Below are 23,188 nucleotides of genomic sequence, written 5' to 3'. Positions count from 1 at the left end.
CAACATCGCCAGCGCCAAGGGCGAGTGTGGTGATGGCGAACGTGTCTAAGAGGCTTGCATGAATCATTTCGAGCTGTTTGGGCTGGTTGAAGGCTTCGAGCTCGATACCCGTCAGCTGGCGGACACCTACCGTCAGTTGCAAACCCAGTTCCACCCCGATCGTTTTGCCACGGCTCCCGAGCGGGAGCAGCTGGTTGCGGTGCAACGTGCCGCCCAGATCAACGATGCCTTCACGACCCTCAAGGCGCCCCTGCGCCGAGCCGAGTATCTGCTCTCCCTGCGCGGCACCGAACTTCGTGGCGAGCAGCAAACCCTGCAAGACACTACCTTCCTGATGCAGCAACTGGAGTGGCGCGAGCGACTGGCCGACTTGAAAGGGGAGCCCGAGCCTGAGCGCGCCATCAAGGATTTTCGCCACGAAATCAGGCATGATCACCAGTTGTTGATGCAACGCCTGACGCAGGATCTCGCCGCTGGCGATGATGTGAGCGCGGCTGATTGCGTTCGCAAACTCAAGTTTGTCGACAAGCTCCTCGAAGAGCTGGAACGATTCGAAGACTCGCTGTTCGAGTCTTGATCCTTTAACGCTGGAATTTTGATTACCCATGGCATTACTGCAAATCGCCGAGCCCGGCCAGAGCGCCGCACCTCATCAGCATAAACGTGCCGTTGGCATCGATCTTGGCACCACCAACTCTCTCGTTGCTGCGGTTCGCAGCGGCCACGCCGATACCCTCTGCGACGAGCAGGGACGCGATCTGCTGCCGTCCGTGGTGCACTATCAGTTCGACAATGGTCAGGCTGATGCGATCCGGGTCGGCTTCGACGCCAAGCGCGAGGCGGCCCTCGATCCGCACAACACCATCGTCTCCGCCAAGCGGATGATGGGCAAGGCACTGGCCGATATCGATACCCGCCAGCAGCCTTACCAGTTCGTGGCTGCCGACAACGGCATGCCCCAGTTGCAGACCCGTCAGGGGCTGGTCAACCCGGTGCAGGTCTCAGCCGAAATCTTGAAGAAACTGGCCGAGCGGGGCGCCGCCGCACTGGGCGGCGAGCTGGATGGCGTTGTCATTACCGTGCCCGCCTATTTCGATGACGCCCAGCGTCAGGGCACCAAGGATGCGGCCCGTCTGGCCGGTCTGCACGTGCTGCGCCTGCTCAACGAGCCGACCGCGGCCGCCATCGCCTACGGCCTCGACTCCGGTCAGGAAGGGGTGATAGCTGTCTATGACCTCGGCGGCGGTACCTTCGACATCTCCATCCTGCGGCTGCACCGCGGCGTGTTCGAGGTGATGGCCACCGGCGGCGACTCCGCCCTCGGCGGCGATGATTTCGATCACCTGCTGGCGGACTGGATCAAGGCGCAAGCCGGCCTTGAAGGCCAGCTCGACGCCCGTACCCAGCGCGAGCTGCTGGACGTGGCCGCCGCCGTCAAACACGGCCTGACCGATGCCGATCGGGTGCCCTGTGCCTTTGCCGGCTGGCAGGGAGAGGTGAGCCGCAGCCAGTTTGATGAGCTCATCATGCCGCTGGTCAAGCGCACCCTGCTGGCTTGCCGCCGCGCCCTGCGCGATGCGGGGCTGGAGCAGGTGGAAGTGCTGGAAGTGGTGATGGTCGGTGGTTCCACCCGAGTTCCGCTGGTGCGCGAGCTGGTGGGCGGTTTCTTCCAGCGTCCGCCGCTGACCAGCATAGATCCGGACAAGGTGGTGGCCATCGGCGCCGCCATCCAGGCCGACATCCTGGTGGGCAACAAGCCCGATGCCGAGATGCTGCTGCTGGACGTGATCCCGCTCTCCCTGGGGCTCGAGACCATGGGTGGCCTGGCCGAGAAGGTGATCCCGCGCAACACCACCATACCGGTGGCCCGCGCCCAGGAGTTCACCACCTTCAAGGATGGCCAGACCGCGATGGCGATCCACGTGGTGCAGGGCGAACGCGAGCTGGTGGCCGATTGCCGCTCCCTGGCCCGGTTCACCCTGACCGGCATTCCGCCGATGGCGGCGGGCGCCGCCCACATTCGCGTCACCTTCCAGGTGGATGCGGATGGTCTGCTGTCGGTCAGCGCCATGGAGAAATCCTCCGGCGTGCAGGCCGAGATCCAGGTCAAGCCCTCCTACGGGCTGGGGGAGGAGGACATACTCACCATGCTGAGCGCCTCCATCGCCAATGCCCAGCAAGACATGGATGCCCGCATGCTGGCAGAGCAGCAGGTGGAGGCCGATCGTGTGGTCGAAAGCCTCAACGCCGCGCTGGCCGCCGACGGCGATGCGCTGCTGAGCGCCGCCGAGCGCGCCGCCATCGACGGTGCTATCACCCATCTGCTGGCCATGCGCGCCACAGGGACAACCAATCAAATCAAAGATGCCATCGAGGCGGCGGACGCCGCCAGTGGCGAATTTGCAGCCCGCCGGATGGATGCCTCCATCCGCAAGGTGCTGACCGGACAAAACGTCAACAAGGTGTAATATGCCAAAACTGATTATTCTGCCCCATCCCGAGCTCTGTCCGGACGGTGCCGCCCTCGAAGGCAAGAGTGGCGAGACCATTCTGGACGTGGCGCTGCGCAACGGCATCGAGATCGAGCACGCCTGCGAGAAGTCCTGCGCCTGCACCACCTGTCACTGCGTGGTGCGGGAGGGGTTCGACTCCCTCGAGCCGAGCGATGAGCTGGAAGATGACATGCTGGACAAGGCATGGGGACTGGAGCCGGAATCCCGCCTCAGTTGCCAGGCCCGTCTGGCGGACGAGGATCTGGTGGTGGAACTGCCCAAGTACACCATCAACCTCGCCTCAGAACGCCATTGATGACGCCTTAATTACACATGAGTGAATTGAGCGTGCAGCATCCCATGGTGCAGTAATGATATGGTGAAGGCCGTGACCCTCGAGGGGAACGGCCTTTTTTGTGCTCGTTATTTCCCTGTTCATGAATGAAAGTGCCAATAAAAAGGAAGCAAGCGAAGATGGCTGACATGATGAAGGTTCTGTTGTCCACCCAGGCCGCCGCCGCCCATTGGGGCGAAGGCGCCCTGCTCAGTTTCAACGATGACCAGGTGCTGATCCATCTGGACCTTGCCCGCCAGGAGCCGGATGCACTGCGTGCCATCCAGCGTGCTGGCCGTCGACTCGAGTCGACCGGCATCAAGCGGGTCAAGCTGGCCGGTGATGCCTGGGATCTGGAGCGCCGCTACGCCTTTGTCCAGGGCTTCTATGCCGCCAAGGGCGTGCGTGAGCTGGACCTAGGTGAGCAGAGTGTTGCTGATGCCCACGAGCTGGATGCGCTGATCAAGGCGAGCCGCTGGGTGCGCGAGGTGACCAACGGTTGCCCGGAAGACATTTATCCCATGAGCCTGGCGGAATCCGCCCTGCTGCTCATTCGCGGTCTGGCCGGGGATCAGGTGACTGCCCGTATCACGGCTGGTGAGGCGCTGCGTGAAGCCGGCCATATCGGGATCTGGTCGGTGGGCCGTGGCAGCGAGCGCGAACCCGTGCTGCTGGAGCTGGACTACAACCCGACCGGGGATCGCAACGCCCCCGTGGTGGCGGCCCTGGTGGGCAAGGGCATCACCTTCGACTCCGGTGGCTACTCCATGAAGTCCTCTGACAACATGCTGCCGATGAAGTCCGATATGGGCGGCGCCGCCATGGTGACCGGTGCCCTGGCGCTGGCCATCAGTCGCGGTCTCAAGCAAAGGGTCAAGCTGATCCTCTGCTGCGCCGAGAACCTGGTCTCCGGCCATGCCTTCAAGCTGGGTGATATCCTCACCTACAAGAACGGTATCTCGGTCGAGATCCAGAACACCGATGCCGAAGGGCGTCTGGTGCTGGCCGACGGCCTGATGGCCGCATCCGACAGTGGCGCCGCCTATATTCTCGATGCCGCCACCCTGACCGGCGCCGCCAAGACGGCGCTGGGCCGCGACTACAACGCCGTGTTTGCCCTCGATGAGACCGAGCAGCAACGCGCCCTGGCGGCCGCCAAAGCCGAACAGGAGAAGGCCTGGGCCCTGCCGCTGGAACCCTGGCATGCCAGCCAGCTCACCTCCGCCTTTGCCGAGCTGGGTAACGTGGCCTCCGCCGAGGGCACGGCCGGTGCCACCACGGCGGCCGCGTTTCTGTCCCGCTTCGTGCGTGACGAGGGGCGGGGCTGGGTGCACCTGGATCTGGCGGCTTCCTATCAAAAATCCGGCAACGATCTGTGGGCGACCGGTGCCAAGGGCCATGGCCTGCGCACTATCGCTCGCTGGCTGCAGGAGGTGACACAATGAGTGTCTGGCTGGATCAAGAATTGGGTGATGGTTTGGGACAACCGGCGCAAAGAGCCACGGCCTGCGCATTATCGGTAGCCCGCAGGCTGCAGGAGGAGACAGCATGAACGTCTGGTTAAGCCGTGAGTTTGCGCCAGCCGAGTGGGGGGAGGGAGCGCTGCTCTCTCACCGCGCCGATGGCATGGTGATCCATCTGGTCACCGCCACGCCACTGCTCGATATCCAGCAGGCGGCGCGTCGTCTGTGCAGCCAGGGGATCCAGAAGGTGGCGCTGGCCGGTCATTGGGAGCGCGAACAGCAGTGGGCCTTCGCCCAGGGGCTGCAAACGCCCAAGGCCGAGGTCGAATTGCAGTGGGCCACCTCGTCGGAAGAGGACAGGGAAGAGCTGGAGGCACGCTGGCTGTGCGGGCGCTGGGTGCGCGAGATGACCAATGCTACCCCGGAGCAGCTGGGGCCGCTGGAGCTGGCGGTGGAGGCGGCGGCCTTCATCACAGAGCTGGCGCCGGACAAGGTGAGCCACCGTATTTTGAAAGGTGAAGCCTTGCAACAGGCTGGCTGGGTCGGCCTCTATCAGGTGGGCCGTGGCAGCGAGCGCGAACCCGTGCTGCTGGAGCTGGACTTCAACCCGGGGCGGGATCCCAAGGCGCCGGTGGCAGCCGCTCTGGTGGGCAAGGGCATCACCTTCGACTCGGGTGGCTACTCCATGAAGAGCTCGGAAGGCATGCTCACCATGAAGTGCGACATGGGCGGAGCGGCCATTGTCACGGGCGCGCTGGCGCTGGCCATCTTGCGCGGACTCGACAAGCGGGTGAAGCTCATCCTCTGCTGCGCCGAGAACCTGGTCTCGGGTCACGCCTACAAGCTGGGTGACATCCTCACCTACAAGAACGGCACCACGGTGGAGATCGTCAACACCGACGCCGAAGGGCGCCTGGTGCTGGCCGATGGGCTGCAACTGGCGAGCGACAGCGGGGCGCCGCTCATCATAGATGCCGCCACCCTGACCGGCGCCGCCGTGATGGCGCTGGGGGGACGTTACAACGCCCTGTTTGGCCTGGACAAGGGGCTGCTGAGCCGGGCCATGGTCTACGCCGATGCGGAGCAGGAGCCGGCCTGGCCGTTGCCGCTGGAGCCCTGGCATCGCCAGCAGTGTCCGTCCCACTATGCCGACACGGCCAACAGTCGTCCGGTCAAGGGCGGCGGTCCGGGTGGTGCTTCCAATGCGGCGGGCTTCCTCTCCCGTTTTGTCGCGAGCGAGGGGCAGGGCTGGTTGCATATCGATCTGGCCGCCTGTTTCAGCGACAACGGCGACAGCCTGTGGGCGCCGGGGGCCAATACCCTGGGCATGCGCACCATAGCGCATACCCTGCTGGCGGAAGCGCGCTGAGCAGAGAGACAATCGTCAAGGAAGGGCACCTGAGGGTGCCCTTTTCAACCGTGCTGGATGAGTGAGCAATAGGCAGGGTTTCAGAGGCTTAACATTGCTATCGTGCACAAGCGCACATTTTTTCCTGCTGCCCTGGGCCAAGATGAGTGGTGATGTTGTTTTAAGGACGTGTTTGTTTAATAAAAAGTTGCTTTTTTGTGTGTTATTTCGGTTTTTGTTTACGTATAATCGCCGCCGAACATGGATTCTAACAATAAAACTCTGTAGTTAAGGAAAGATCTCAATGGCCATCGAACGTACCTTCTCTATCGTGAAACCGGATGCTGTCAGCAAAAACCTGATCGGTGCCATCTACAACCGCTTCGAGAGCGCTGGCCTGAAGGTCATCGCCGCCAAGATGCTGCACCTGAGCAGCGAGCAAGCCGCCGGTTTCTACGCAGAACACCAGGGCAAGCCTTTCTATGATGCGCTGGTCAGCTTCATGACCTCTGGCCCTGTGATGGTACAGGTGCTGGAAGGGGAAGAGGCCATCCGCCGTCACCGTGAAATCATGGGGGCGACCAACCCGAAAGAGGCCCTGGCCGGTACCCTGCGTGCCTGCTACGCCGAGAGCATCGACCGCAATGCGGTGCACGGCTCCGACGCCCCGGCCTCTGCCGCCCGTGAAATTGCCTACTTCTTCTCCGACGACGAAATCTGCCCGCGCGGCTGATCTTGCCCTGAGATGATCAAGGGAGCCTCGGCTCCCTTTTGTTTTTTGGCCTTTTGGTCAATATCCTCTTATTCTCCAGCTGGAAAGCCGGACCCATTATTTGTACAATGCCGCCCCCTGACATCGTCAGCCAATAATTTGTGTAGTTTGTGGACTGAGGCCTTTGATGAGCGAAATAAAAACCAACCTGCTGGATCTTGATCGGGATGCCATGCGTGCCTTCTTCGTCGAACTGGGCGAGAAGCCATTCCGGGCAGATCAGATCATGAAGTGGATCTATCACTTCGGTTGTGATGATTTCGATCAGATGAACAACGTCAACAAGGTACTGCGCGAGCGCCTGAAGGCGATCGCCGAGATCCGCGCGCCACAAGTGAGCCGTGAACAGCGTTCCGCGGACGGCACCATCAAGTGGGCGCTGCAGGTCGGCGATCAGGAAGTGGAAACCGTCTACATTCCGGAAGAGGACAGGGCCACCCTGTGCGTCTCCTCTCAGGTCGGCTGTGCGCTGGCGTGCAAGTTCTGCTCCACGGCCCAGCAGGGTTTTAACCGCAACCTGAAAGTGTCCGAGATCATCGGCCAGGTATGGCGCGCCGCCAAGATAGTCGGTGGCAAGCGCCCCATCACCAACGTGGTGATGATGGGTATGGGCGAGCCGCTGCTCAACCTCGCCAACGTGGTGCCGGCCATGCGTCTGATGATGGATGACTTCGGCTACGGCATCTCCAAGCGCCGGGTGACCATCTCCACCTCGGGTGTGGTGCCGGCGCTGGATATCCTCGGCGATCAAATTGATGTGGCCCTGGCCATCTCCCTGCATGCGCCGAACGACAAGCTGCGTTCCGAGATCATGCCGATCAACGACAAGTACAACATCGAGGACTTCCTCGCCGGTGTGCGCCGTTATCTGGCCAAGTCCAATGCCAACGGTGGTCGCGTGACGGTGGAGTATGTGCTGCTCGATCATATCAATGACGACATGCAGCATGCCCACGAGCTGGCCAAGGTGCTCAAAGATACCCCGAGCAAGATCAACCTGATCCCGTTCAACCCCTTCCCGGGCAACCCCTATGGCAAGCCGAGCAACAGTCGCATCGACCGTTTCTCCAAGGTGCTGATGGAATATGGCTTCACCGTCATAGTCCGCAAGACCCGTGGTGACGACATAGACGCCGCCTGCGGTCAGCTGGTGGGAGAGGTGATAGATCGCACCAAACGCACCATGAAAAATCGGATGCAACAGGATGGGATTTCCGTCAAAATGGTTTAAATTGCTAAGCCATTGTATAGTCAGGGAATGGATACACGTACATTGATCGTAGTGGCAGCGCTCTGCGCGCTGCCAGGCTGTGTTACCGAGACCACTTACGCGGGCCAGAATTCGACCCAGCGTGAGGTGGGTCCCGACCTCAAGGCGGCTGCCCAGACCCGTCTGGACTTAGGCATTCAATATTTGCGACAGGGCAATGCCGAACAGGCCAAGTTCAACCTTGATCGCGCCCTCCAGTACGACCCCGACAACCCTCAGGTCTACATCGGCTTCGCTTACTTCTACCAGCAGGTAGAGGATTACAAGGCGGCCGAGGAGAGCTACAAGAAAGCCCTCGCCATGGATCCGTCCAATGCTGACGCAATGAACAACTATGGTGCCTTCCTGTGCAACCGTGGTCGCTTCGACGAGGCGGAGAAGGCATTCCTGCAGGCAATCAGCCAACCCAATTACATCAAGATTGCCGATACCTATGAAAATGCGGCACTTTGCGCCGCGCAAAATCGCAGAAATGATAAAGCAAGCGAGTACTATCGCTTGGCCTTGGGGTATAATCCCCGCAATCCAAGGTTATTGCTGGACATGGCTGAGCTTTCCATGAAAGATGGCAAGCTGCCTGATGTGCAGGCCTATCTCGCTCGTTTTGCCGATGCGTCAGACGAGAACGAGAGCAGTCTCTGGTTGAGATTGCGGCTGGCTCAGGCCATGGACAAACCGGCACTCCTTCACCAATTCGGGACTGAGCTGGTAAGGCAATATCCCTCTTCGCAACAAGCCAAGCGTTACTTAGCCAATGACTACTGAACAGCCACACGATTTTCAAGACGACTCTCAGGCAGCAGGCCCAGGCCAGCTGCTGCGCAACGCCCGTGAACAGCTTGGCTGGACACGAGAACAGGTTGCGTCCCGCATTCACCTTCGTCTGACCCTGATTGCTGCGATCGAATCAGATACGTATGACAAGCACACTTCCCATACCTTTATCCGGGGCTACCTGCGTACCTACGCCAAGCTGGTCGGCATTCCGGATGAGACCATACTGGCCGCCTACGACAAGCTGGGGCTGACGCCCCCCGACAACATCGACATGCAGAGCTTCTCCCGTCGCTCGCGCCAGCAGGCCAACGACAGTCGACTCAAGGTGGTGACCTGGCTGGTGATCCTGGTGCTGATCGCGCTCTCCGTCGCCTGGTGGTGGCAGAGCACTGCGCGCCGCTCCGCCGGTGACGAAGCTCTGGCGGCCACTGAAATGAGTGCGACCGCCAACCCGCAGGGGGCAACCCTGTCGTCAGCGGCGGATGTGGTCGACCCTGTGCTCATGCCTGTTGCCTCCGATGCGATGGCAACGACCGCAGAGCCGACCGTGAGCGGCGCTGCTGCCACGGCGCCGCAGGTTGAGGCCAGCAGTGCCGCCGTGGCGACTGTGACCTCTGCGAGTGTGGCGACGCTGCCGGTCGCTGACGATGCGGCCGCGGATCCCGCCAAGGCTCCTCAGCTCAAGATGAGTTTCACCGCCGATTGCTGGCTGGACGTCAAGGACGCCAAGGGCAAGACACTGTTCAGCGGCCTGAAGAAGGCAAATGATCAACTGGTATTGGAAGGACCCGAGCCGCTCAAGTTCATCATTGGCGCGCCCATGGCGGTCAATATCGAATATCAGGGCAAGTCCATCGACATGAGCCGTTACAACAACGGCCGGACTGCTCGCCTCTCACTGCCGCAGGAGTAATCTGTCCGCCATGTCCGCTCACGAATCTCCCATCATTCGTCGTAAATCCAGGCAGATCATGGTCGGTAACGTACCGGTTGGGGGCGACGCCCCCATCACGGTGCAGACCATGACCAACACCAAGACCACGGACGTGGCCGCCACCGTCGAGCAGATCCGGCGGATCGAGCGGGTTGGCGCCGACATAGTCCGGGTCTCGGTACCCACCATGGAAGCGGCGGAAGCCTTCAAGCTCATCAAGCAGCAGACCCGTATCCCCATCGTTGCCGACATCCACTTCGACTACCGCATCGCCCTGAAAGTGGCCGAGTACGGCGCCGATTGCCTGCGCATCAACCCGGGCAACATAGGCAACGAAGAGCGGGTGCGTGCCGTGGTCGACTGCGCGCGCCACTACAACATCCCGATCCGCATCGGCGTCAACGGCGGCTCTCTTGAGAAAGACATTCAGGAGAAGTACGGCGAGCCGACCCCGGAGGCGCTGCTCGAGTCGGCCATGCGCCACGTGGATTACCTGGATCGCCTCAACTTCGACAACTTCAAGGTGAGCGTCAAGGCGTCTGACGTCTTCCTGGCTATCGGGGCCTATCGCCTGCTGGCCAAGCAGATCGAGCAGCCGCTGCACCTTGGCATCACGGAAGCGGGCGGTTTTCGCGCCGGCGCGGTGAAATCCGCTGTCGGGCTCGGAATGCTGCTGGCCGATGGCATAGGCGATACCATCCGCATCTCGCTGGCGGCCGATCCGGTGGAAGAGATCAAGGTAGGCTTTGATATCCTCAAATCCCTGCGCATCCGTTCCCGCGGCATCAATTTCATCGCCTGCCCCTCCTGCTCCCGTCAGGAGTTCGACGTGATCGGTACCGTCAACGCCCTGGAAGCGCGGCTGGAAGACATCATCACTCCCATGGATGTCTCCATCATCGGCTGTGTGGTGAACGGGCCGGGCGAGGCGCTGGTCTCCGATCTGGGGCTGGCGGGGGCCGCCAACAAGAGCGCCTTCTACGAGGGTGGTCAGCGGGTCGACCGGCTGGACAACAAGGATCTCATCCCGATCCTGGAGCGCCGTATTCGCGCCCGGGCGGCCATGCTGGATCCGGCCAACCAGATCCAGGTGGACGAGGGTTGAGCCAGTGCGGGGCCACCTAGGGTGGCCCCGTCTTTAGGTTGCTGATTTTAAATCCCGCATTGGAACGCCCTGATTTTACCTCGGGGTCGAAAATCCCTATAATGCGGCCAAATTTCACGTCTTTTTCTCGAGTATCAACGTGGCAAAACAGATCCAAGCTATTCGCGGTATGAACGATTGCCTGCCGGAGCAGAGCCCGGTATGGCAGAAAGTAGAACAGATACTGCGCCAAGTGGTCGCCAGCTATGGCTACAGCGAAGTGCGCATGCCGATCGTCGAGCAGACTCATCTGTTCAAGCGTGCCATCGGTGAAGTGACCGACGTGGTCGAAAAAGAGATGTACAGCTTCGAAGACCGCAACGGCGACAGCCTGAGCCTGCGTCCGGAAGGGACCGCCAGCTGTGTCCGCGCCGGTATCGAGCACGGCCTGCTCTACAACCAGGAACGCCGGATGTGGTACATGGGCCCCATGTTCCGCCACGAGCGTCCCCAGAAGGGCCGTTACCGCCAGTTCCACCAGTTCGGGGTCGAGCTGTTTGGCATCAACGGGCCGGATATTGACGCCGAACTCATCATGCTGACCCACCGTCTGTGGCGGCTGTTCGGCATCAGCGATCATGTCACCCTGCAGCTCAACACGCTCGGTCAGAGTGCCGAGCGCGCCGCCTATCGCGATGCGCTGGTAGCCTACCTTGAGCAGTACAAGGATCAGCTGGACGAAGAGAGCCAGCGCCGCATGTACAGCAACCCGCTGCGGGTGCTCGACTCCAAGGATGCCAAGGTACAGGCCATTCTGGTGGATGCCCCGCGTCTGTTCGATCACCTGGGCGAAGAGAGCCTGGCTCACTTCGAGGGGCTCAAGCGCCTGCTCACCTCCGCCGGTATCCAGTTCGAGGTGAACGAGCGTCTGGTGCGCGGCCTTGACTATTACAACCTCACCGTGTTCGAGTGGGTCACCAACAGCCTGGGTGCCCAGGGCACCGTCTGTGCCGGTGGCCGTTACGACGGCCTGGTGGAGCAGCTTGGCGGTCAAGCGACCCCGGCGGTGGGCTTTGCCATGGGCATGGAACGTCTGGTGCTGATGCTGGAGACCCTCGAGCTCAATGCCGACATTCGTCCTGCGGTGGATGCCTATCTGTGCATGGTGGGCGAGGGGACTGAGCAAGCGGGCTTCCAGTTGGCCGAGCGTCTGCGCGATGCCCTGCCTGACCTGCGCCTGATGAGCCACTGCGGTGGCGGCAACTTCAAGAAACAACTCAAGCGTGCCGACAAGTGCGGCGCGGCCATTGCCCTGATCCTCGGTGAAACCGAGGTGCAAAACGGGGAGATCACCATCAAATATCTGCGTGGCCAGGCCGAGCAACAGACCGTCACGGTCGACGCCGCCATTGCCCTGCTGGCAGCCAAAGGAGAGTAAGCAGTGGAAGTTTATACCACCGAAGAACAACAGGTTGAGGTCATCAAGAGCTGGTGGAAAGAGAACGGAACCTCGGTGCTCGCAGGAACTGTTATCGGTCTGGTTGGACTCTTTGGCTGGCGTTATTACAACGAGCGTCAGCAGACCAACCAGGAAGCCGCTTCCCAGGCTTACAACGAGATCTCGGCCCAGCTGGCCAAGGGTGATGCCGCCGCCTTCGAACAGGTGCAAGGCTTCATCAGTGCCCACCAGGGTGACTCTTATGCCGAGCTGGCCGCCCTGCAACTGGCTGCCGCTGCCGTCAAGGCAAACAAGCTGGACTTGGCTGCCGAGCAGTTGACCCAGGTGGCGAACAATGGCGATGAGAGCATTCGTCCCATCGCCGCCCTGCGTCTGGCCCGGGTCCTGAACGATCAGGGCAAGGCCGACGAGGCCCTGGCCCAGCTTGGCAAGATCAGCAATGACGCCTTCAAGGCCCAGGTGGCGGAAGTGCGTGGCGACATCCTGCTCAAACAGGGCAAGGCCGAAGAGGCGCGCGATGCCTATCAGGCGGCAGCCGATGCCGGCGGCCTGCAGGGCAGCGCCGAGCTCAAGCTGAAGATGGACGATCTGGCGTTGCCAGCCGTGACCACGGGTGGAGCTCCGGATGCGTAATCTGTTCAAGATGGTGGCGTTGGGGGCGGCAGTCTCCTTCGCCCTGCAGGGGTGCTCCCTGTTCAGCTCGGAAGAAGATCTCAACCCCATGGCGCCTTTGCCCGTGGTTGAGTCTGCCTTCACCGCCGACACGGCCTGGTCCTCTTCCGTCGGTGACGGCATAGGCGACTTCTACTCCCAGCTCAAGCCGGCGGTGGAAGAGGAGCGCATCTATGCCGCGGCCCGCGATGGCGATGTGACCGCCTTCGATCGTGCCAGCGGCAAGGAGCTGTGGAGCGTGGATCTGGCTGACCTGCCCATCAACGCCGACAAGCGCAGCGCCCGTCTCTCCGGCGGTCTGGTCTCTCGCTACGGCAAGTTGTTCCTCGGCTCCGAGAACGGGGTTGTCTACGCCCTGAACGAAGAGAACGGGGAAGTGTTGTGGCAGACCACTGTGCCGGGTGAAGTGGTGGCAAGCCCCGCCGTCGAAGACGGTCGTGTGGTGGTGCTGACCACTTCGGGTCGCCTGGTGGCGCTCGATACCGATGAAGGCAAGTTGCAGTGGACCCTGGCGGAAGAGCAGCCGCCGCTGACCCTGCGCAGTGCCGGTGCCCCCATCATTACCAACGGCGCCGTGCTCTATGGCCGTGCCGATGGCAAGGTGGGCATTGCCCTGCTGAGCAATGGTCAGCCGGTGCGTCAGTCCAAGGTAGCCGATCCGCGCGGTGCGACCGAGCTGGATCGCATGGTGGACGTGGATGCGACGCCGCTGATCGCCGGCGATGAGCTCTATGCCATCGCCTACAATGGTCAGCTGATGGCGCGCAAGCTGATGACGGGTGACGAGGTGTGGAAGCGCAAGTATTCCGGCTACCGTGACATGGCGGTGACCGGCAATGCCATAGTGCTGACCGACAGCCGCAGCCATCTGTTTGCCGTTGACAGACGCAACGGGCTTGAGCTGTGGTCCAATACCCAGCTGGAAAACCGCACCGTGACTGCCCCCGTCATCCTGGGTGACTATGTGGTGGTCGGCGATGTGGAAGGTTACCTGTATTGGCTGGATCGTACCGACGGGTCCATCAAGGCCATGCAGCAGCTCGACAGCAGTGGTCTCTACGCCGCCCCTCTGGTGGACGGTGACACCCTGTATGTGCAGAGCCGTGGCGGCAAGTTGTACGCTATCAAGCGTCCCTGATCGTCCGATAATGTGAATATCCGGCTCCTGGTCTTCGGACCCGGAGCCTTTGTCGTCTTGAGAATGAGGCTTTTATGACTCCTGTAGTAGCCCTGGTGGGCCGCCCCAACGTGGGGAAATCCACCCTGTTTAACCGCTTGACCCGTACCCGGGATGCCCTGGTGGCCGACTTCCCCGGTTTGACCCGGGACCGTAAATACGGTCAGGCGAAGTTGGGCGAGCTGGAATTTATCGTGGTGGATACCGGTGGTATCGATGGCACCGAAGAGGGGATCGAGCTGAAGATGGCCGAGCAGTCCCTGCTGGCCATCGAAGAAGCCGATGTGGTGCTCTTCATGGTGGATGCCCGTGCCGGTCTGACCGCCGCGGATCAGGCCATCGCCGAGCACCTGCGCAAGACCCACAAGACGGTGTTTCTGGTGGCCAACAAGACAGATGGCATCGACGGTGACTCCGCCGTGTCCGAGTTCTACGGTCTGGCGCTGGGGGAGGTCTACCAGATCGCTGCCGCCCACGGCCGTGGCGTGCTGAGCCTGCTTGAACTGGCGCTGGCACCCCATTTGGAAACCCTGGTCGAAGCCGCTGCCGAAGAAGATGCGCAGGATGAAGAAGAGGAGGACTTCGACGAAGAAGCCCTGCTGCGCATGGTAGCCGCCGGTGATCTCGATACCCGGGAAGATACCAAGGAGACCCCGTTCGCCGACTTGCCCATCAAGTTCGCCATCGTCGGTCGCCCCAACGTCGGCAAATCGACCCTGACCAACCGCATGCTGGGTGAAGACCGCGTCATCGTCTATGACATGCCGGGCACCACCCGCGACTCCGTCTATGTGCCGATGGAGCGTGACGAGCAGAAGTACGTCATCATCGACACCGCTGGTGTGCGTCGTCGTGGCAAGGTGCATGAGACGGTGGAGAAGTTCTCCGTCATCAAGACCCTCAAGGCCATTGAAGATGCCAACGTCTGCCTGCTGGTGATCGATGCCCAGGAGACCATCACGGATCAGGACTTGAGCATCCTCGGCTTCGTGCTCCACTCAGGCCGCTCAGTGGTGCTGGTGGTGAACAAGTGGGACGGCCTGGATCAGAAGGTGAAAGAGGACGTCAAGAACGAGCTGGACAGACGCCTGGGCTTCATCGATTTCGCCCGTGTCCACTTCATCTCCGCCCTGCACGGCAGCGGTGTCGGCCACCTGTTCGAATCCATTCAGGAGGCGTACCAGTCCGCCACCCGCCGTACCAGCACCGCCATGCTGACCCGCATCATGCAGATGGCGCAGGAAGATCACCAGCCGCCCATGGTGAACGGTCGCCGCGTCAAGCTGAAGTATGCCCACGCCGGTGGTTACAACCCGCCGCGCATCGTGATCCACGGCAACCAGTTGAACGACCTGCCGGATTCGTACAAGCGTTACCTCATCAACTACTTCCGCAAGTCGCTCAAGATCATGGGCTCCCCGATCCGGGTCGAGTTCCAGGAGTCGGCCAACCCGTTCGAGGGCCGGAAGAACACCATGACCCTGAGCCAGGAGCGTCAACGCAAGCGCCTGCTCAAGGCCAAAACCAAGAAGTAAGGCCCAGCGGCTGCCCTCACCGGCAGCCGTTTTTTCTTGGGGAGAGGCGAAGGGGATCTGCTGTGGGGAGACCCACAGCAGATCCACTTTGAGAGGAGTCGAGTATGAGCACCCTGATATGCCCGGCCTGCGGCGCCGAGCTGGACAGCCGCAGTTCCGAGGTCTGCTGTGGCCAGTGCCAGGCCCGTTATCGCATCCGCGCCCTGTGTCCGACCTGCCAGCAGGAGCTGGAGCGGCTCAAGGCCTGCGGCGCCGTGGATTACTTCTGCAACCACTGCAACAGCCTGGTGTCGAAGCGCGCGGTGTACTTCGAGGCGAGCCCGGCAGGGTAGGCGTGAGGCAATAAAAAACCCGGCAAATGCCGGGTTTATGCTGTGTGTTCTGCTATCAGCAAGGTGTAGGAGCGGTTTCTGCGCCATATCTTGCGTTTGGTGTCATTGAGCTTGAGTTTGCGTCTGGGGCTCCAGGCGCACTTTGCTTTTCTGACCAGAGTAGTTCTTCTACGAGCTCGCATCTTGGTCTCCTCCCATTGGATGGCCATCCCGGCCTCGATGAATGGAGCCCATCTGAAAATGCTGTCATCCAGCTGTCAAGCTGCTGAAATCAGGCGATAAAAACAGTTTCGGACAGGCCCCGGCACATCCGGATGGTAACAGAGAACCTACCGGTAAAACAAACTTGTCAACAAGGGCTCAACGCAGGGTGATCTGCTTGACCACTTCGGCGATGACGGTGGGGCGTTCGGCACTGGTCGGCTCGCTGCTGTCGTCGTCATCCAGCTCCTCGCGGCGGTGGGCCTTCTGCTGCTCGTTGTCGAGCCAGAGCAGGCTCTGGTAATACTGGCGCACGTTGTTGACGTAGTTGCGCGCCTCGCCGCCCCGGGCATAGCCGTAGCGCGCCTTGCGGTGCCAGCGCGCCTGCTGCAGCAGGGGCAGCACCTCTTTCACGTCGCTCCAGGCGTCGGGATTCTTGCCGAGCTCCTTGGTCAGGCGGCGGGCATCCATCATGTGGCCGTAGCCGATGTTGTAGGCGGTGAGGGCAAACCACACCTTCTCGTCATCGGGCACTGAGGCGGGCACCTTCTCCATCATCTGTTGCAGATAACGGGCACCGCCCTTGATGCTCTCCTCCGGGTGCAGCCGGTTGTTGACCCCCATCGCCTTGGCGGTGGGTTCGGTCAGCATCATCATGCCGCGCACGCCCGTGTAGGAGCGCGCCTCCGGATCCCAGTGGGACTCCTGATAGCTGATGGCGGCCAGCAGGCGCCAATCCACCACGCTGGCGTGGGTCTTGAACAGATCCTGATACTTGGGCAGCAGACTCTTGGCCCGTTGCAGGAAGGTGCGGGTGTCGACGAAGTCGAAGTTCTGCACGTGGCCGAAGTACTTCTCGTCCAGCTTGGCAATGGCGCCATCCATGAAGCGCTGGCCGAAGAAGTCGATGATGCTGGCGTAGAGGCTGTCATCGGGCAGCTTGGTCATGGCCCAGGCCACCGTCTGGTTCTTGGAGAGGGTCAGCCCCTCGGTGAGCTCGGGGTAGTAGCGCTGGGTACGGGCCAGCACAGTATCCTGCACCACTGTGTAGTCAATCTTGCCGTCGGCCACCTGCTTGAGCAGCTCTTCCACATCCGCGTCCCGGTTGGTGCTCCACTTCAGGTTGGGGTGCTGTTTGCCGAGCTCCTTGAGCAGATCTTCCCCGGTGGAGCCGGCAGGCACCACTATGGAGCCCTTGAGATCACCAATCCCCTTGGGCTTGGGGGAGCCGTTGCGATAGACCAGCTTGGGGGAGACCTGATAAAAGCCGGGGCCGAAGCGAAACAGGGCACGCCGCTCCGGAGTGACCACGATGGCGGCGGCGGCGAGATCCAGCTTGCCCTTCTTGAGCAGCTCGACCAGTTCGGCGGTGGAGTAGACGGGGACTATGGTGAGCTTGACGCCCAACCAGTCGGCATAGCTTTTCGCCAGCTCGTAATCGAAGCCCTGGGCGGTCTCGTCACGCTGGTAATAGGAGGTGGGGCCATAGATGGTGCCAACCCGGATCTCGCCCCGTTGGCGGATCTGTTCCAGCTGGCTGGAGGGGGTGTAGAAGTCACAGCCGACCAGGGTCAGCAGCAACATCAGCCCGATAAACAGTCGAAAAATGCAGCGCAAGTAGGTGAGTACCCTTGTTGAAAAAATCGGCATTTGTCAAAAAAGAGGGACCTTTATACCAGAGAGTGTGCACCGAGTCACACTTGGCAAATCAAGAAAAACGTTTGTCCGGCGTCGGCCTGATCCCTATAATACGCGCGTCTCAATTCCCCCCCACTTTAACACTTGGTGAGAAAGGTCATATGGATATCTTGCGTGGTGCCCCAGCACTGTCTGATTTTCGTGTCCAAAAACTGCTGCAACGCTTCGCACAGATGAGAAAGGAGAGTGGAGTAGAGAGCGGAGTAGAGATAGAGGATGTCTATGCCGAATATGTGCACTTCGCCGAGCTCTCGAGCCCGCTGTCACCGCCCGAGCGAGCGACATTGGGCCAGCTTCTGCGCTACGGCCCGACCATCCCCGAACACACCCCCAGCGGTCAGCTGTTTCTCGTTACCCCCCGCCCCGGCACTATCTCCCCCTGGTCTTCCAAAGCAACCGACATAGCCCACAACTGCGGCCTGACCCAGGTCAAGCGGCTGGAGCGCGGCATCGCCTATTACGTGCAGGCCAAGGGCGAATTGACCCAGGCCCAGTGCGCTGACGTTGCCGCCGTGCTGCACGATCGCATGATGGAAGTGGTGTTTGCCGAGATGAACGAGGCAGCCGCCCTGTTCTCGCACCAGGCGCCACGTCCCTTCACCCAGGTGGATGTGCTGGCCGGTGGCCGCAGCGCCCTGGCCTCTGCCAACGTCGCTCTGGGTCTGGCGCTGGCCGATGACGAGATCGACTATCTGGTGGAGAACTTCACCAAGCTTGGTCGCAACCCCAACGACATTGAGCTCTACATGTTTGCCCAGGCAAACTCGGAGCACTGTCGTCACAAGATCTTCAACGCCGACTGGACCATAGACGGTGAACAGCAGCCCAAGTCGCTGTTCAAGATGATCAAGAACACCTTCGAGCAGACGCCGGATCATGTCCTGTCTGCCTATAAAGACAACGCCGCCGTGATGGAAGGCAGCCAGGGTGGCCGCTTCTTCCCGAGCCCCGCCAGCGGTGAGTACCAGTATCATCAGGAGCGCGTCGACATCCTGATGAAGGTGGAGACCCACAACCACCCGACCGCCATCTCCCCCTTCCCGGGGGCGGCCACCGGCTCCGGCGGCGAGATCCGCGACGAGGGGGCGACCGGCCGTGGTGCCAAGCCCAAGGCGGGTCTGGTGGGCTTCACCGTCTCCAACCTGCGCATCCCCGGTTTCGAGCAGCCCTGGGAGCAGGACTTTGGCAAACCGAGCCGCATCGTCAGCGCCTTTGACATCATGCAGGAGGGGCCGCTCGGCGGCGCCGCCTTCAACAACGAATTCGGTCGTCCGGCCATTCTCGGCTACTTCCGCACCTTCGAAGAGGAGGTGCCGAGCCACAACGGCGTCGAGGTGCGCGGCTATCACAAGCCCATCATGCTGGCGGGCGGGATAGGCAACATCCGCACCGAACACGTCCAGAAAGGGGAGATCCCGGTCGGGGCTGCCCTCATAGTGCTGGGCGGCCCGGCCATGAACATAGGCCTGGGGGGCGGCGCAGCCTCTTCCATGGCCTCCGGTCAGTCGGCCGAAGATCTCGACTTTGCCTCGGTCCAGCGTGACAACCCCGAGATGGAGCGCCGTTGCCAGGAGGTGATCGATCGCTGCTGGCAGCTGGGGGACGACAACCCCATCGTCTTCATCCATGACGTGGGGGCCGGTGGCCTCTCCAACGCCATGCCGGAGCTGGTCAACGACGGTGAGCGCGGCGGTCGTTTCGATCTGCGCGCCATCCAGAGCGACGAGCCTGGCATGAGCCCGCTGGAGATCTGGTGCAACGAGTCCCAGGAGCGTTACGTGCTGGCGGTGGCGCAGGACAAGCTGCCGCTGTTCAAGGCGCTGTGCGAGCGTGAGCGCGCGCCCTATGCCGTCATCGGCATCGCCACCGAAGAGAAGCACCTCACCCTCTCCGATAGCCACTTTGACAACCAGCCCATCGACTTGCCGCTGGACGTGCTGCTGGGCAAGGCGCCCAAGATGCACCGTGATGTGGTCACCCTGCCTGCCCAGGGCAAGCCGTTGCAGCTCGATGGCACCACCCTCTCCGAGGCAGCCGAGCGGGTACTGCGTCTGCCGGCCGTGGCGGAGAAATCCTTCCTCATCACCATAGGTGATCGCAGCGTGACCGGTCTGGTCAACCGTGACCAGATGGTCGGCCCCTGGCAGATCCCGGTAGCCGATTGCGCCGTCACCGCCGCCACCTACGACGGCTATCATGGTGAGGCAATGTCCATGGGCGAGCGCACCCCGGTGGCGCTGCTCTCCCATGCCGCGTCGGCCCGCATGGCGGTGGCCGAAGCGCTCACCAACCTGGCACCGGCTCACATAGGATCGCTCAAGCGGGTCAAGCTCTCCGCCAACTGGATGTCCGCAGCCGGCCATCCGGGTGAGGATGCCGGCCTCTATGAGGCAGTCAAGGCGGTGGGCGAGGAGCTCTGTCCGGCCCTTGGCATCACGATCCCGGTTGGCAAGGACTCCATGTCCATGAAGACCCGCTGGCAGCAGGATGGCAAGGAACAGAGCGTCACCTCGCCGCTCTCCCTGCTCATCACCGCCTTTGCCCGTGTCGAGGATGTGCGCAATACCGTCACTCCGCAACTGCGTACCGATCTCGGTGAGACAGACCTTATCCTCATCGATCTTGGCAACGGCAAGCAGCGTCTCGGCGCCTCCGCCCTGGCCCAGGTCTACCGCCAGCTGGGGGACAAGGCGCCGGATCTCGACAATCCGGTCCAGCTGAAAGGCTTCTTCAACGCCATTCAGGCGCTGGTGGCCGATCGCAAACTGATCGCCTATCACGACAGATCCGACGGCGGCCTCTTCGTCACCCTGACCGAGATGGCCTTCGCCGGTCACTGCGGCCTCGACATCCAGCTCGATCGCATCGGTGGCGAACTGCTGCCGGCGCTGTTCAACGAGGAGCTGGGTGCCGTCATCCAGGTGCGTCGCGACGACAAGGAAGCCGTGATGACACTGTTGGCCGGTCACGGCCTGGCCGCCTGCTCCCACGTGCTGGGCACGGTGCGCGAGGGGGATCACATCACCCTGCAGCGCGCGGGCCAGGAAGTGTATCGCGCCAGCCGCACTGCGCTTCGCACCCTCTGGGGCGAGACCAGTTGGCAGATGCAGCGTCTGCGCGACAACCCGGCGTGCGCCGATCAAGAACATGCCGCCCGTCAGGACGCCACGGATCCGGGTCTGCAGGCCAAACTGAGCTACAACCCGTCCGACGACGTGGCTGCGCCCTATATCGCCCGCGGGGTCTCCCCCCGTCTGGCGGTGCTGCGCGAGCAGGGGGTCAACTCCCACGTGGAGATGGCGGCGGCGTTTGATCGGGCCGGCTTTGCGGCAGTCGACGTCCACATGAGCGACATCCTCAGCGGCCGCATCAAGCTGGAAGAGTTCCAGAGCCTGGTGGCCTGTGGCGGCTTCTCCTACGGCGACGTGCTGGGGGCTGGTGAGGGTTGGGCCAAGTCCATCCTGTTCAACGACAACGCCCGCGAGCAGTTCCAGCGCTTCTTCGAGCGTGGCGACACCCTCTCCTTGGGCGTGTGCAACGGCTGCCAGATGATGTCCAACCTGCGCACCCTGATCCCGGGAGCCGATCTGTGGCCGCGTTTCGTGCGCAACCGCTCCGAGCGTTTCGAGGCGCGCTTCAGCCTGGTGGAGGTGCAGGAGTCACCGTCTGCCTTCTTCGCCGGCATGGCGGGTTCAGTGATGCCCATTGCCGTCTCCCACGGGGAAGGGCGAGTGGAGGTGCGTGATGCCGCTCACCTGAGCGCGTTGCAAGCCAGTGGTCTGGTGGGACTGCGCTTCGTGGACAACCGTGGCAGCGTGACCGAGCAGTACCCGGCCAACCCGAACGGCTCGCCGGACGGCATCAGTGCCGTGACCACCACAGACGGTCGCGCCACCATCATGATGCCGCACCCGGAGCGGGTGTTCCGCACCGTGGCCAACTCCTGGCACCCAGACAACTGGGGCGAGGACGGTGCCTGGATGCGGATGTTCCGCAACGCCCGGGTGCAACTGGGTTAATCCCGCAGCGCAACCTGCAACAATAAAAAACCGGCCAGCAGGCCGGTTTTTTATCTCTGCCTCCTGCTAGCCGTTGCCCAGCTCGTGGGGGGTGAAATCCCCCCGATCCAGAATGCGCAGGCAGGCATCCACCACGGCCTCGTCCAGCTGGGCTCCCCGCATCCGTATGATGTGAGCCCTGGCCTGGGGAATGCCGAGGGCGGCGCGGTAGGGACGATCCGAAGACATGGACTCGACAATGTCGGCCACGGTGAGAATGCGCGCCTCCAGCAAGATCTGATCCCCCGCGAGACCCTCGGGATAGCCTGAGCCGTCGAGATACTCATGATGCTGGTGGATCATCTGGGCGATGGGCCAGGGGAAGGCGATGTCCTTGAGGACCTGGTAACCGGCGCCCGGGTGCTCCTTGACCAGGTTGAACTCCTGGGGGGTCAGCCTGCCCGGTTTGGTGAGGATGTCGACCGGTACCTGGATCTTGCCGATGTCGTGCACCATGGCCCCCAGATAGAGGCCGCGCAGCTGTTTGTCGCCCAGTACCAGCTCGCGGCCTATGGCCATGGCCAGGGTGGCGACATGCTTCTGGTGACCGGCTGTGTAGGGGTCGCGTTGTTCCAGTACGGCGGCGATGGCCCCCAGGGCATCCTCCAGCGCCAGCTCCAGCTGACGGGCATGCAGCACCTTGTCCCGCTGTGCGGCGAGATAGGCCTGTTGAGTGCCACGGGCGTGCAGGCCATAGGCCAGGTAATCGGCCAGCTGGCTGAACAGTCGCACCTCCTCCTCGGTGAAGGCCCTGGCCTGTGGGCTGTGGATGAGCAGGGCGCCCCGCACGCTGGAATGCCACGGCAGCGGGAGCAGCAGGCGGGCCCGCAAGGTGGCCGAGTGATGGACAATCTCGCTCGCCAGTGCTTCGTTGCGTGGTTCGTCATCGCGAATGGCCTGACGCAAGGCAGGATCCCGGGTGAGCCAGCGGTCGTTGGCAAACCAGACGGCGTTGCCCGCCTGCGCCAGGATCTGCAGCGCATCCGACTCCGCGGCCTCCTGCAGCACGGTAACGAGGGGAAAGCGGCCATCGAAGGTGATGGCGTCACAGATCTCCTGCAGCAGCATCTGCTCATCCCCCTGCCTGAGCATGGCATGGTGGGCTCGGCCAATGGCCTCCAGGGTCCAGGTATATTGCAGCAACTGCTCCTGCTGCTGTTTCTTCTCCGTGATGTCATCGAAAAAGACCCCGACGCCGATCACCTGGCCCAGCTCATCGCGCAGGGGAAACTTGGTGGTGCTGAGCCAGCGGGCCTCGCCGCCCTTGAGGTAGGGCTCTTCGTGCCGGTGCGTTGTGCCGTTGGTCATGACCCTGAGATCGTCATCCCGATAGCGCTGGGCCAGTTCGGCCGGGAAAAAATCGGTATCGCACTTGCCGATGATCTGGGCCGGCTCCAGGGCGAGATCATCGGCCAGCAGCCGGTTGCAGGCGGTGAAGACGGAGCGGGTATCCTTGAGCAGGACGCGATAGGGCAGCTGATCCATCACCTGAGTGAAGAGAGGGCCAGCGGGCAACGGCAGCTGGGCGTCGAGCTGATGGCGGGATGAGGGTTCCGGTCTTGAAGTCATCTGTGCTCCTGCG

18 protein-coding genes are annotated in these 23,188 nt (G+C 62.1%); 16 read left to right on the top strand and 2 right to left on the bottom strand.

Annotated features, from left to right (window positions below; genetic code table 11):
* Positions 1-58: 58 nt before the first annotated feature.
* The 15 genes from hscB to ACM3N8_RS02835 all read left to right on the top strand — a co-directional run bounded on the left by hscB (position 59) and on the right by ACM3N8_RS02835 (position 15,649).
* Entirely contained in the window at positions 59-577 is a 519-nt protein-coding gene (gene hscB / locus ACM3N8_RS02905) for a co-chaperone HscB (RefSeq protein ID WP_043136762.1), read from the top strand.
* Positions 578-605: 28 nt separating this feature from the next.
* Positions 606-2,468: a Fe-S protein assembly chaperone HscA gene (gene hscA, locus ACM3N8_RS02900; RefSeq protein WP_416015425.1), complete on the top strand. Its 1,863-nt coding sequence runs from the start codon at positions 606-608 to the stop codon at positions 2,466-2,468.
* Between the two features lies 1 nt (position 2,469).
* Positions 2,470-2,808 carry an ISC system 2Fe-2S type ferredoxin gene (gene fdx, locus ACM3N8_RS02895; RefSeq protein WP_005310414.1) on the top strand — a complete coding sequence of 113 codons (339 nt, stop codon included), beginning with the start codon at positions 2,470-2,472 and terminating at the stop codon, positions 2,806-2,808.
* Positions 2,809-2,966: 158 nt separating this feature from the next.
* Positions 2,967-4,271 carry an aminopeptidase PepB gene (pepB, locus tag ACM3N8_RS02890; protein ID WP_416015424.1) on the top strand — a complete coding sequence of 435 codons (1,305 nt, stop codon included), beginning with the start codon at positions 2,967-2,969 and terminating at the stop codon, positions 4,269-4,271.
* A gap of 103 nt (positions 4,272-4,374) precedes the next feature.
* Positions 4,375-5,658, top strand: coding sequence for an aminopeptidase PepB (gene pepB, locus ACM3N8_RS02885; protein WP_043136753.1), 1,284 nt, complete (start codon positions 4,375-4,377; stop codon positions 5,656-5,658).
* A gap of 283 nt (positions 5,659-5,941) precedes the next feature.
* Positions 5,942-6,370 (top strand): nucleoside-diphosphate kinase, encoded by a 429-nt coding sequence (gene ndk / locus ACM3N8_RS02880; protein WP_043136750.1) that lies wholly within the window; start codon positions 5,942-5,944, stop codon positions 6,368-6,370.
* A 166-nt stretch (positions 6,371-6,536) separates the two neighbouring features.
* Positions 6,537-7,640 carry a bifunctional tRNA (adenosine(37)-C2)-methyltransferase TrmG/ribosomal RNA large subunit methyltransferase RlmN gene (locus ACM3N8_RS02875; RefSeq protein ID WP_098984356.1) on the top strand — a complete coding sequence of 368 codons (1,104 nt, stop codon included), beginning with the start codon at positions 6,537-6,539 and terminating at the stop codon, positions 7,638-7,640.
* Between the two features lie 12 nt (positions 7,641-7,652).
* Positions 7,653-8,444, top strand: a complete 792-nt coding sequence (gene tapF, locus ACM3N8_RS02870) for a PilW family type IVa pilus biogenesis/stability lipoprotein TapF (RefSeq protein ID WP_098984355.1) — start codon at positions 7,653-7,655, stop codon at positions 8,442-8,444.
* Positions 8,434-9,369 (top strand): RodZ domain-containing protein, encoded by a 936-nt coding sequence (locus tag ACM3N8_RS02865; protein WP_290016862.1) that lies wholly within the window; start codon positions 8,434-8,436, stop codon positions 9,367-9,369. Before tapF ends, ACM3N8_RS02865 begins: the two co-directional genes overlap by 11 nt.
* Before the next feature lie 10 nt (positions 9,370-9,379).
* Positions 9,380-10,495, top strand: coding sequence for a flavodoxin-dependent (E)-4-hydroxy-3-methylbut-2-enyl-diphosphate synthase (ispG, locus tag ACM3N8_RS02860; protein WP_043136741.1), 1,116 nt, complete (start codon positions 9,380-9,382; stop codon positions 10,493-10,495).
* 139 nt (positions 10,496-10,634) lie between these two features.
* Positions 10,635-11,912, top strand: a complete 1,278-nt coding sequence (hisS, locus tag ACM3N8_RS02855; RefSeq protein WP_043136738.1) for a histidine--tRNA ligase — start codon at positions 10,635-10,637, stop codon at positions 11,910-11,912.
* Between the two features lie 3 nt (positions 11,913-11,915).
* Entirely contained in the window at positions 11,916-12,566 is a 651-nt protein-coding gene (locus ACM3N8_RS02850) for a YfgM family protein (protein WP_042865878.1), read from the top strand.
* A complete protein-coding gene (gene bamB, locus ACM3N8_RS02845; protein ID WP_043136735.1) occupies positions 12,559-13,743 on the top strand; it encodes an outer membrane protein assembly factor BamB in 1,185 nt (394 codons plus the stop codon). The genes ACM3N8_RS02850 and bamB overlap by 8 nt, the downstream gene beginning before the upstream one ends.
* Before the next feature lie 74 nt (positions 13,744-13,817).
* Positions 13,818-15,317, top strand: coding sequence for a ribosome biogenesis GTPase Der (der, locus tag ACM3N8_RS02840; protein WP_042865880.1), 1,500 nt, complete (start codon positions 13,818-13,820; stop codon positions 15,315-15,317).
* Positions 15,318-15,421: 104 nt separating this feature from the next.
* Entirely contained in the window at positions 15,422-15,649 is a 228-nt protein-coding gene (locus ACM3N8_RS02835; protein ID WP_290016860.1) for a zinc ribbon domain-containing protein, read from the top strand.
* Between the two features lie 360 nt (positions 15,650-16,009).
* Here ACM3N8_RS02835 and mltF read toward each other — a convergent pair whose 3' ends face one another.
* Complete coding sequence (gene mltF / locus ACM3N8_RS02830; protein ID WP_103472950.1) at positions 16,010-17,500, bottom strand: membrane-bound lytic murein transglycosylase MltF; 1,491 nt, start codon at positions 17,498-17,500, stop codon at positions 16,010-16,012.
* 149 nt (positions 17,501-17,649) lie between these two features.
* On the opposite strand from mltF, the gene purL reads away from it, so the two are divergent.
* Positions 17,650-21,567, top strand: a complete 3,918-nt coding sequence (gene purL, locus ACM3N8_RS02825) for a phosphoribosylformylglycinamidine synthase (protein WP_290016859.1) — start codon at positions 17,650-17,652, stop codon at positions 21,565-21,567.
* A gap of 66 nt (positions 21,568-21,633) precedes the next feature.
* On the opposite strand, the gene ACM3N8_RS02820 is transcribed toward purL, so the two are convergent.
* Entirely contained in the window at positions 21,634-23,175 is a 1,542-nt protein-coding gene (locus ACM3N8_RS02820; protein WP_290016858.1) for an HD domain-containing phosphohydrolase, read from the bottom strand.
* Positions 23,176-23,188 lie beyond the last annotated feature (13 nt).

Source organism: Aeromonas sp. A04, from assembly GCF_047780465.1.
Taxonomy (GTDB): domain Bacteria; phylum Pseudomonadota; class Gammaproteobacteria; order Enterobacterales; family Aeromonadaceae; genus Aeromonas; species Aeromonas bestiarum.
Note: the sequence above shows the minus strand (reverse complement) of the source record. Positions and strands in the feature narration are given on the sequence as shown.

Bases quoted from the DNA above. Each gene is read 5' to 3' on its own strand.
- hscB (WP_043136762.1), top strand. From the start codon at position 59: ATGAATCATTTCGAGCTGTTTGGGCTGGTTGAAGGCTTCGAGCTCGAT.
- hscA (WP_416015425.1), top strand. From the start codon at position 606: ATGGCATTACTGCAAATCGCCGAGCCCGGCCAGAGCGCCGCACCTCAT.
- fdx (WP_005310414.1), top strand. From the start codon at position 2,470: ATGCCAAAACTGATTATTCTGCCCCATCCCGAGCTCTGTCCGGACGGT.
- pepB (WP_416015424.1), top strand. From the start codon at position 2,967: ATGGCTGACATGATGAAGGTTCTGTTGTCCACCCAGGCCGCCGCCGCC.
- pepB (WP_043136753.1), top strand. From the start codon at position 4,375: ATGAACGTCTGGTTAAGCCGTGAGTTTGCGCCAGCCGAGTGGGGGGAG.
- ndk (WP_043136750.1), top strand. From the start codon at position 5,942: ATGGCCATCGAACGTACCTTCTCTATCGTGAAACCGGATGCTGTCAGC.
- ACM3N8_RS02875 (WP_098984356.1), top strand. From the start codon at position 6,537: ATGAGCGAAATAAAAACCAACCTGCTGGATCTTGATCGGGATGCCATG.
- ACM3N8_RS02865 (WP_290016862.1), top strand. From the start codon at position 8,434: ATGACTACTGAACAGCCACACGATTTTCAAGACGACTCTCAGGCAGCA.
- ispG (WP_043136741.1), top strand. From the start codon at position 9,380: ATGTCCGCTCACGAATCTCCCATCATTCGTCGTAAATCCAGGCAGATC.
- bamB (WP_043136735.1), top strand. From the start codon at position 12,559: ATGCGTAATCTGTTCAAGATGGTGGCGTTGGGGGCGGCAGTCTCCTTC.
- der (WP_042865880.1), top strand. From the start codon at position 13,818: ATGACTCCTGTAGTAGCCCTGGTGGGCCGCCCCAACGTGGGGAAATCC.
- ACM3N8_RS02835 (WP_290016860.1), top strand. From the start codon at position 15,422: ATGAGCACCCTGATATGCCCGGCCTGCGGCGCCGAGCTGGACAGCCGC.
- mltF (WP_103472950.1), bottom strand. From the start codon at position 17,500: ATGCCGATTTTTTCAACAAGGGTACTCACCTACTTGCGCTGCATTTTT.
- purL (WP_290016859.1), top strand. From the start codon at position 17,650: ATGGATATCTTGCGTGGTGCCCCAGCACTGTCTGATTTTCGTGTCCAA.
- ACM3N8_RS02820 (WP_290016858.1), bottom strand. From the start codon at position 23,175: ATGACTTCAAGACCGGAACCCTCATCCCGCCATCAGCTCGACGCCCAG.